At 70.2% G+C, this 8,049-nt stretch carries 9 protein-coding genes and 1 pseudogene; 5 read left to right on the top strand and 5 right to left on the bottom strand.

Annotated elements, in window-relative coordinates; translation table 11 throughout:
* Nucleotides 1-137: 137 nt before the first annotated feature.
* Nucleotides 138-992, bottom strand: a complete 855-nt coding sequence (locus tag IH44_RS0129375; protein ID WP_157852509.1) for an HNH endonuclease — start codon at nucleotides 990-992, stop codon at nucleotides 138-140.
* 127 nt (nucleotides 993-1,119) lie between these two features.
* Here IH44_RS0129375 and IH44_RS0129370 point away from each other — a divergent pair, with 127 nt between their 5' ends.
* The 4 genes from IH44_RS0129370 to IH44_RS0129355 all read left to right on the top strand — a co-directional run bounded on the left by IH44_RS0129370 (nucleotide 1,120) and on the right by IH44_RS0129355 (nucleotide 4,117).
* On the top strand, nucleotides 1,120-1,554 hold the full coding sequence (locus tag IH44_RS0129370) for a hypothetical protein (protein WP_157852508.1): 435 nt from the start codon (nucleotides 1,120-1,122) through the stop codon (nucleotides 1,552-1,554).
* A gap of 103 nt (nucleotides 1,555-1,657) precedes the next feature.
* Nucleotides 1,658-2,176 (top strand): HNH endonuclease, encoded by a 519-nt coding sequence (locus tag IH44_RS0129365; protein WP_081967200.1) that lies wholly within the window; start codon nucleotides 1,658-1,660, stop codon nucleotides 2,174-2,176.
* A gap of 92 nt (nucleotides 2,177-2,268) precedes the next feature.
* Nucleotides 2,269-2,628 carry a hypothetical protein gene (locus tag IH44_RS0129360; protein ID WP_030462784.1) on the top strand — a complete coding sequence of 120 codons (360 nt, stop codon included), beginning with the start codon at nucleotides 2,269-2,271 and terminating at the stop codon, nucleotides 2,626-2,628.
* A gap of 61 nt (nucleotides 2,629-2,689) precedes the next feature.
* Nucleotides 2,690-4,117, top strand: coding sequence for a restriction endonuclease (locus IH44_RS0129355; RefSeq protein ID WP_157852507.1), 1,428 nt, complete (start codon nucleotides 2,690-2,692; stop codon nucleotides 4,115-4,117).
* Between the two features lie 553 nt (nucleotides 4,118-4,670).
* Here the strand turns inward: IH44_RS0129355 and IH44_RS0129345 are convergent.
* The 3 genes from IH44_RS0129345 to IH44_RS0129340 all read right to left on the bottom strand — a co-directional run bounded on the left by IH44_RS0129345 (nucleotide 4,671) and on the right by IH44_RS0129340 (nucleotide 6,454).
* On the bottom strand, nucleotides 4,671-5,129 hold the full coding sequence (locus IH44_RS0129345; RefSeq protein ID WP_030462781.1) for a DUF5990 family protein: 459 nt from the start codon (nucleotides 5,127-5,129) through the stop codon (nucleotides 4,671-4,673).
* 24 nt (nucleotides 5,130-5,153) lie between these two features.
* Complete coding sequence (locus IH44_RS44700) at nucleotides 5,154-5,399, bottom strand: hypothetical protein (RefSeq protein ID WP_157852506.1); 246 nt, start codon at nucleotides 5,397-5,399, stop codon at nucleotides 5,154-5,156.
* Between the two features lie 68 nt (nucleotides 5,400-5,467).
* Nucleotides 5,468-6,454 carry an alkylmercury lyase family protein gene (locus IH44_RS0129340; protein ID WP_232795131.1) on the bottom strand — a complete coding sequence of 329 codons (987 nt, stop codon included), beginning with the start codon at nucleotides 6,452-6,454 and terminating at the stop codon, nucleotides 5,468-5,470.
* A gap of 56 nt (nucleotides 6,455-6,510) precedes the next feature.
* Here IH44_RS0129340 and IH44_RS0129335 point away from each other — a divergent pair, with 56 nt between their 5' ends.
* Complete coding sequence (locus tag IH44_RS0129335; protein WP_030462779.1) at nucleotides 6,511-6,909, top strand: MerR family DNA-binding protein; 399 nt, start codon at nucleotides 6,511-6,513, stop codon at nucleotides 6,907-6,909.
* Between the two features lie 348 nt (nucleotides 6,910-7,257).
* Here IH44_RS0129335 and IH44_RS44695 read toward each other — a convergent pair.
* Nucleotides 7,258-7,416, bottom strand: a pseudogene (locus tag IH44_RS44695) (DUF255 domain-containing protein); the annotation flags it as partial.
* Nucleotides 7,417-8,049 lie beyond the last annotated feature (633 nt).

The raw sequence follows: 8,049 nt of genomic DNA, 5'->3' as shown, positions 1-8,049 counted from the left end.
CCGAGGAGGGAACCCCGCCCCCACAACCCCAACCACGAACGACGCCGCACCCAACCAACCCGCCCCCTCCCCCTCCGAGAGAGGACCCGCCGGAGGCACAAAAAGTCCGGAGCAGGAGAGGGCGCTGGCGTCCGTCGTCAGCCGGCGCCGCCGTTGGCGTTGTCCGGAGCGGATGCGTCCTCTACGCCGGGCGCCGATGCGGGTTCGTAGTCGAAGCCGTTGGGCGTCTTGACCACGTTGTACAGGCCGGGCGCGGGCGGGGGGACGTTGGTGATGCCGCGGGCGAAGTAGAACTCGTCGGGGTTCCCGCCATAGTCGCCCTGCCGGATCAGCCCGCTGACCGGGTCCGCGGTGGACTGGAAGTAGCGGTCGGCCTTGCGGAAGGGCGCCACCGTGATCGGGTCGCCGTGGCCGTGGAGGGTCGCGAGCTCGAAGTGGGCGCGCTCGATGTCCGTGCGGAACGGCTGCATCGCGTCGGGCTGGTTGCCTCGGTAGGCCAGGGAGCGCCTGATGAAGAGACGAAGCGCCTCGTAGCCGGTGGGGGTCCGCAGCACCTCGGTACGGGCCCGCTCGACCAGCACGCGCGGGATGAGGCCCTGGTTGTCGAAGATCGGGTGGCAGAACTGACACAGCAGGAGGATGTTGGCCCAGTCGTTGAACACCCGTTCGGCCTCGGCCTGGCTGTTCTGGCCGCTCCGCTTGGCCGGCCACGGGCTGATGTGAGCTTGTTCGAGAAGTCCACGGGCCGTGGCCTTCGGCGCCCGGCTCAGGACCTGGTGGTGCTCGTGCAGCCAGGCCAGCGTGTCGGTGACCTCCGGAGTCGCCAAGTCGCCCAGATCGGCCATCAGTTCGCTGCTCGTCAGGTCAAGGTGGCTGAGAGCGCACCCCTCGGCCTTGAGAAGGTCCAGGGCGGCTGCAAGCGGCCCCGGGAGGTCCGTCGGCCTAGGCCAGACCCGGCCGTCCGGGTTCGCCGATTCACGCTCTGCGTCCATCGCTCCATTCTGCCCACCCCTACTGACATCGCTCCGCGAGTCACCCTGCGACCGCAGTTTGAGGTGTCCGCGGACCCGTGCTTACGGTGCGCGCGATGGGCACGGATTCGGCTGGGATGAGGAACAGGTGAGCACTTCGACGGGATCGGTGAGCGCGGCGGAACTGCGGCGGCGGGTTCGCGCCGTCGAGGAGACACAGGCGCGGACACGAGAGCTCGCGGCGGCCAACGCCCTGGCCACACGGGAGGCGGCGGTAACAGCGTCGAAGGCGAAGGATGACGCCGAGGTCGCGGCGCGGGAGGCTGCCGCAGCCGTCCTTCGGCTGTTCAACAACGACGCCGAATTGGTCGGGCAGCTGCTCGGCGTCACGGCGGAAGAGCTGGAGCGCGAGGCGAAGCCTGTTACCGCCGCTCGCGCGAAGGAGGTGATCGAGGGACTGCGCGCCCGCGCCGAGCGTCCGCGCCCGGTGCGCCGTGCCAGGAAGGCCAGCGCCTCCCCCGCGGCGCCTTCCGCCTCCGCCCCGGACTCCGCGACGGAGGGCGGCCTGGCCGATGCCGTCTGAGACGAGCAGCCCTGGGCCCGGACTCTTCCCGCTCGCTGCGGTGAAGGGGTCCGGGCCCGCTCCCGTTGACGAGCAGCTCTCTCTCCTTGGAGATCCAACGCCCGTGCGGATACCGGCGGTTGAATGGACTGCATGGCTGGCCGACGAGTCTGTTCGGGCCCGGTACTGGGCGAAGGTCTACCGGGCCTCGGCCACGGGGTGCTGGTTCTTCACCGGCGGAATCTCCAGCACCGGGCACGCCACCTTCCGGGCCACCTCGCGGCCGGGCCGGACGCGCCGGGGGACGGTGCCCGGGCACCTGTACGGGTATCAGCTCGCACACGGCGTCATCCCACGGCTGGGATGGGGCACCGACCTGACCGTCTGCCACACCTGCGACAACCACTCCTGCCAGCAGCCGGCGCACCTTCGGCTGGGCACAGCGGCGGAGAACCGGGCGGAGTGGGTGGCTCGGCGGCGCGACCCGGGTAGCCCCCTCGCGGACCTCCGCGGCCCCGCCGGACGCTCCCGCGCGATCGGCGCCGCCATCCGCGCCGGCCTGGTCTGCGGCAAGTCCGAGGCGGAGATCGCCGCACGGGTCGAAGCGGTGATCGCGGAAGGCCGTCCGCTCAGCCTCTGGTGACCACCGCGCCCGGCCCGGCACACCAGCGAGGTGCTGTCGTACCAGTGCGTTACGGTCGGCGAGAAGGTGCACAACGTGCCAGAGGAGTCCCCGTGCCCGAAGCCCACCCCGACCACGTCGGCCTCCCGGCGCTCTACGGTGCCGAGGTCTCGGCCTTCCGCGGGCGGTGGAAGTTGCACGTCATCGCACCGGGACCCGAAGTCGTGGTAGGACCGGTCGATCTCGGACCTGCGGACACCATGGTCGTCCCCCGGCCGGAGGACCCAGGCCGCTACATGATCGACCTCGAAGGCGAAGAAGTTCCGGTGCTGCCCCGGGAGACCGCGGTGCACCAGTTGGAGGCGCACGGCTTCGTGGTTGCGGAGGAGGCGCGCGACGACAGCAAGAGGGATCACGGCTGGACTCAGGTTGCCTCCGCGCTGTGGACCGCTCCGTGCCGGCCCACCCGCTGAGTCACCCGCTGGTACGACTTGTGCCTTCCGTGATCCTCGTTCGGTCCGCCAGGATGACGCGGTGGACTTGAACCTCACCCTGCGCCTTCGTGCCCTTCTCGCCACCTATAAGGGTCTGCGCGATGACTCCGGCCTGACACCCCAGAAGCGGGGGCAGGCGTTCAACACACTTATCGCCGAAGTCCTCAAGGCGTGGGGACACGATGCCCGGCCCAGCGTGATCGGGGTTGGCGGCAGGGACGAGACGGACGTCTTCTTCACGATCGGCTACAACTACATCCTTGAAGCCAAGTGGGAAGCCGCCCCCCTGAGCGCGGACCCTCTGACCAAGCTGTCTGAGCGGCTCTCTACCCGGCCTCCGGGTACCCGCGCCATCGTCCTGTCCGCCAGCGGGTTCAACTCGCACGCGCTGGAGTGGATCAACCGCCACAACGAGCTGCTCCTGATGGATCTCTCCCACATCGAGGCCGCCCTTTGCGGGCTGCTCGATCCCGAAGAGCTGTTGAACCGGCTCTACGGCGAGACAGCCGCTTCCGGTAACCGGCTGGTCCCCCTGGCCGACATCGTCGTCCCCCGGCACGCCGAACCGGACGTTCCGGTGCTTACGCGGGCAGCCGCCGCCCCGCCGCCATGGCCGATCATCAAGACCAGCACCGAAGGTGCGGACGCCAGCGTGGAGTTCACCGGCGTCTGGGAGTCCGATCAGCACCCGAGCGGCATCAGTGCCGCTCCCGCCAACCGGCTCCTGATCACGACCAACACCGGCGTCGTCGAACTCCACACCACGACCGGCAAGACCAAGTGGGCCCTGGCTCTGCCCGGCACCGAAGACCGGGCAGTCCACAACACCGACGGATCGGTGACTGTGCTGTGCCGCGGCGCGCTCCTACGCTGGCACCCCAAGACCCGCGACCTTCAGCTCGTGGCCGGCGGTTTCGGCGGCTACGCGACCCTGGAAGCCGGGCGGGACGGCACCCTGTGGGTCTACAACCAGATCGGGGGATTGGTCGGCGGATCGGTCACCATCAGCCGTATTGGCGACCGGCCCGGCGACGAGACCCGCTACGACATCCCTTTCCCCAACGGCATGCGGGCCGTCCACCTCGCCGACGAACGCCACTTCCTGAGCGGCAGCGGGCACAGCACTCCCGTCGACGTCAGCAAGAGCCCGTCCGCCGACGAGAAGAACTGGATCGTCTCCGCCGTTCCCAACCCTCGCGCGGCTGCCGGTCCGGACGAGCAGACCATCTTCGTGGCCAGCACCCGAAGCTCCCTCGACGGAAGCCTCCAGTACCTCGATCTCGGGAAGGCGCCGGCTTCCTGGACCGAGCTCCTGACCTTCACCGCGAACCGGGCCACCGACCTCACCGTGGAGCGCACCAGCGCCACTCGGGCGGAGGGCTGGCTGCTGGCCGACGCCTCCGGCAACACCCAGAACCCCACCCCGGTCCTGGTCAAGCTCTCGCTACCGACGTCAAGCCCCAGCTGACCGAACAGCCGACTGGTCACCCTCAGTGCCAGTTACGGCTCGTCCCGCACCGGCGCAAGAGCCGTGCGAGGGGACCGATCGGTCCCCTCGCACGGCTCTTCCTCATGGGCCGCAGTCCGCGGCTCCGCGCTCCTGCTCCCCAGCGGCGGCAGCGGGCGGGCTGTCCTCCAAGCGCTGGCGGATGCTGGCGTACCTCTCGGGCCCCCACTCGGGTGAGGCGGCCAGTTCGGCCTCCACCCAAGCGTCGATACTCGTGTTCAGTTCCTCATCGTACGTACTCACGCGACTACCCCCTGGCAACACCCCAGGTCAGGACTACCTGGTTGTGTAAGTTCATTGGCACCAGCTGATGCCTCGTCAGATGCCAAGTACGCCTCTACGAACTGCGGCACCGACTCCAGGGACGGACGCGACGGAAGTTGGCCTGGGGCCCTCCTCCGCCACCCTCATCAGCGTGGGTCGCACCGCCCACACCGCCGTCCAGCAGATCAGCACCCTGCTCGGCTGAGCCCTTCGCCGACGCTGTACAGCCGGGCCGAGACCACTCAGGGGCTCAGCGGAGCTGGACGGACCACTCGATGAGCGGCGGCCGAACCGCCGCACATAGCGGATGCCCCTTGGCGTCGGTCAGACGTAGGCGCCCGACCAGAGCTCCGGACCGCACGGCGGCGTCGACGGTGGCCGGGTCGATGGCGTCGAGCATCAGTTTGGCGCGTCGGAACAGGATGAAGGTGCCGGCTTCGTCGACGCTGCCCCACGAGAGGTAGACGAACCGGCCGCCGGGGCGGCCTTGGATGTAGGGGCCTTTGAGGTCGGTTCCCGCTGGGGTGGGGGTGGCGGTGCAGTCCAGGGTCCAGGTCGCGGTGGCGGCGTCGCCGGGCTGCGGATCGAGCAACTCGTCTCGTCGGTCCTTGCGTTGCACCGCGACGTGGATGTTGGTGTAGCCGGGGAAGTCGGGGCTTGCGCCGCAGGTGCGGCCCGGCAGGTCGAAGGCGTCGATACGGATCTGCATACGGCCATTGTCCTCGGCGAAGTGTCAGCGACCGTGCGGGTCATGGTCGCGGGGACGAGCGTCACGCGAGGTGGCGGCGCGCGGCGGGCAGCACGCCCGCCGTCGCCGGAGCCACCACCACGCGCCGCTGACGACCAGCGGCACGGCGGTGGCGATCACCCACGGATTGCCGAGCCACGCGGCCAGCGCGCCCGACGCCGCGGCGACGATCAGGGCGGGTCCGGCACAGCAGACGGCAGCTGCGGCGGCGACCGCCACGAGCAGGCCCAACGAGCTGCGGGGAGTGTCCGGGTCGCGGCGCGGGGAGCGGGTGGGCGGGTGCATGGCGGTGGCCGGGGCTAGTCGGCGGTGGCGGCCAGCAGCGGGCCGAAGATGTCGGCGCCGAGGCGTTCGGCGTCTTTCTGGTTGAGGATCTCGCCGCTGAGTCCCGCCTGGTCGCCGGTCCATTGCTCGGCGGTGGCGCGGTCGGTGAAGAAGCGCAGGTATCCGCAGCACACGGCTGCGGCGGGGCCGCTTCCGGCGCGGGCTCCGTAGTAGACCACCGCCGATGCTGGCTCCCAGGTGGTCTTCCCGCCGGTGAACTCGACCCGCACCGGGTGGCCGTTGACCGGGTCGGTGGAGGTGATGTGGGCGTCGGCGTGGAGCATGGCGGGGATGCCCAGCGCGTCGATCGCGCACATCGACCACACGCGTGGTCCGCCGGCGATCTGCACCACGTGATCGGTTGCGGTGGCCGAGAACGGGTACGCGGCCTGGATACGGCCGGACTCGTCCAGGGTGAGGAAGTCCTCGGCGGCCAGTTCGGCGAGCACCTGCTCGACGCGGACGCCGAACGGCTCGCTCACCCGTTCCAGAACGGCCCTCTCAGGCGGGGCGCCGGTGGTGGCGAAGGAGCGCAGGACGGCCTGCTGGACCGCCCGCAGCCCGCGCTCCGTGGGAGCGAGGCGGCCCCGGCCGCCTCGACCGGCCGGCCCCATCTGCCTGCTCGGGCCGGCTGGCGCGTCCGGGGCACCGAGTGCGCGTCGCAGGTCCTCGACCGAGGGCGCCCCGTCGATGCGGCCCTCCGGCGTCCGGTACAGGCGGCAGGAGACGCTGGCCGGGGTGCCGGGGGCGGCGAACGGGTCGCGCCCGTCGACGAGCAGGGTCGGCGAGCCGTGCATACCGCGCCGCTCGGCCTCCTCCTGGTCCTCGACCACGTGCCGCAGCAGCTCCACGTCCGGGAGCCCGGCCAGCACCACGGCAAGCCGTTCCTCAAGGACCGGGCCGTTCGGGCAGTCCGGGACCGTCAGCATCTCCACCCGCATCAGCGGTACCTCCCTGTTCATCGCTGCCCACGCTAGACCTTCCACCGCACTGGAAGGTCAAGGGCTACCGTGGAGGCATGCGCATCGGAGCCCTCGCCGCCGCCACCGGCACGACCACCAAGACCCTGCGCTTCTACGAGCAGGCCGGGCTGCTGGACGAGCCGCACCGCACCCCCGGCGGCTACCGCGACTACCCGCCCCACGCCGCCACCCGCGTCACCTTCATCCGCACCGCCCAGACCGCGGGCCTCAGCCTCGCCGAGATCCGCAGCGTCCTCGCCATCCGCGACGACGGACACGCCCCCTGTGGACACGTCACCGCCCTGCTCGACCAGCACCTCGCCGACGTCGAGCGCCGGCTCGCCGAACTCCTGGCGACCCGCACCACGCTCCGCGACCTGGCCCGCACCGCGTCCGCGACCGACCCAGCCACCTGCACCGAGGGCGACATCTGCCGCATCCTCACCGCGGGCTGAACCGTCCTGCAACAAGCACCCCGAAGCGCCCCGCCAAGGTAGCTCCTGCGCGCGGCTGCTGCTGAACCCGACACGCATCAAGGGGCCCAGCCGGCTTGCCCACCGGCTGGGCCCCGGGCCGCGATCTGCGGCTTCGCGCCCCTATTCCTCAGCGGCGACAGCGGGCGGGCTGTCCTCCAAACGCTGGCGGATGCTGGCGTACCTCTCGGGCCCCCACTCGGGCGAAGCGGCCAGTTCGGCCTCCACCCAAGCGTCTATGTTCTTGCCCAGTTCCTCATCGTACGTGTCCATTCGGTTACCCCCTGGCAACACTCCAGGTCAGGACTACCTGGTTGTGTAAGTTCATTGGCACCAGTGACACGCCGCGTACCCCACGCTCAACAACACCGGCACCCCCCGCCGCTCCGCCTCCGCGAACGCCTCGGGCCCCCACTCCCACCAGTCGACGGGGTTCTCGGCGTGCTGCTGCAGGTACGGGGACGTGGCATCGGCCAGGCGGTTCACCATGCGGACAAGTATCCAACGACCTGGCGTCGTGCGAAGCCCCTCCGTCGAGGATCTGCCCCCTCCCGACCTGCGCCGACGCTTCGCAGCAGCACAGTCTCAGGGCATCGATCGGCTCTCCGGCACTGCCGGATCGCCCCCCGGGCCAAGCAGGCACCGGCCGCAGCCTGTCAGTGCCATGAGGCCGTCAGGTAGTCCGCTCTGCGCACCGGCCGGGGCTGGGCAATCGGCCCACCCGGTCACATCGCGACCGCTTCATGGCTACTGTCCTGGCCCAAGTGCGCGCCCTGACAGGAGCGCTCGTGAGCTCAGGTCAGCCAGAGTCTTCCGAACAGCCATAGTGTGCAGTGAAGGTGCGCCCGACCAAAATCACGAGGACGGACGTCAAGGACTTCCGTTTCCATGTCTCTTGCTCGCACTCAAGAGAACCCCGCTCTGGTCTTCACCACAGAGCCCCCGAGGAAGCTCTCAAGGCCATGGTGGAGGAACGGGTCGGTCCGACCGGCATCGTTGCGGTCGGTTACTCCCCTGATGGCACGCCTCGGATCGACCGTCCGGGCGATGCCGACCCCGGGGCCTCCCGATGAGAGGCTTCTTCTCGAAGCCCGAAGAGAGAAGGCCGTCGGCCGACAGACG

The organism is Kitasatospora sp. NRRL B-11411 (assembly GCF_000721345.1).
Classification (GTDB): domain Bacteria; phylum Actinomycetota; class Actinomycetes; order Streptomycetales; family Streptomycetaceae; genus Kitasatospora; species Kitasatospora cineracea.
The sequence above is the reverse complement of the archived record's forward strand: the minus strand, read 5'-3'. Positions and strand labels throughout refer to the sequence as shown.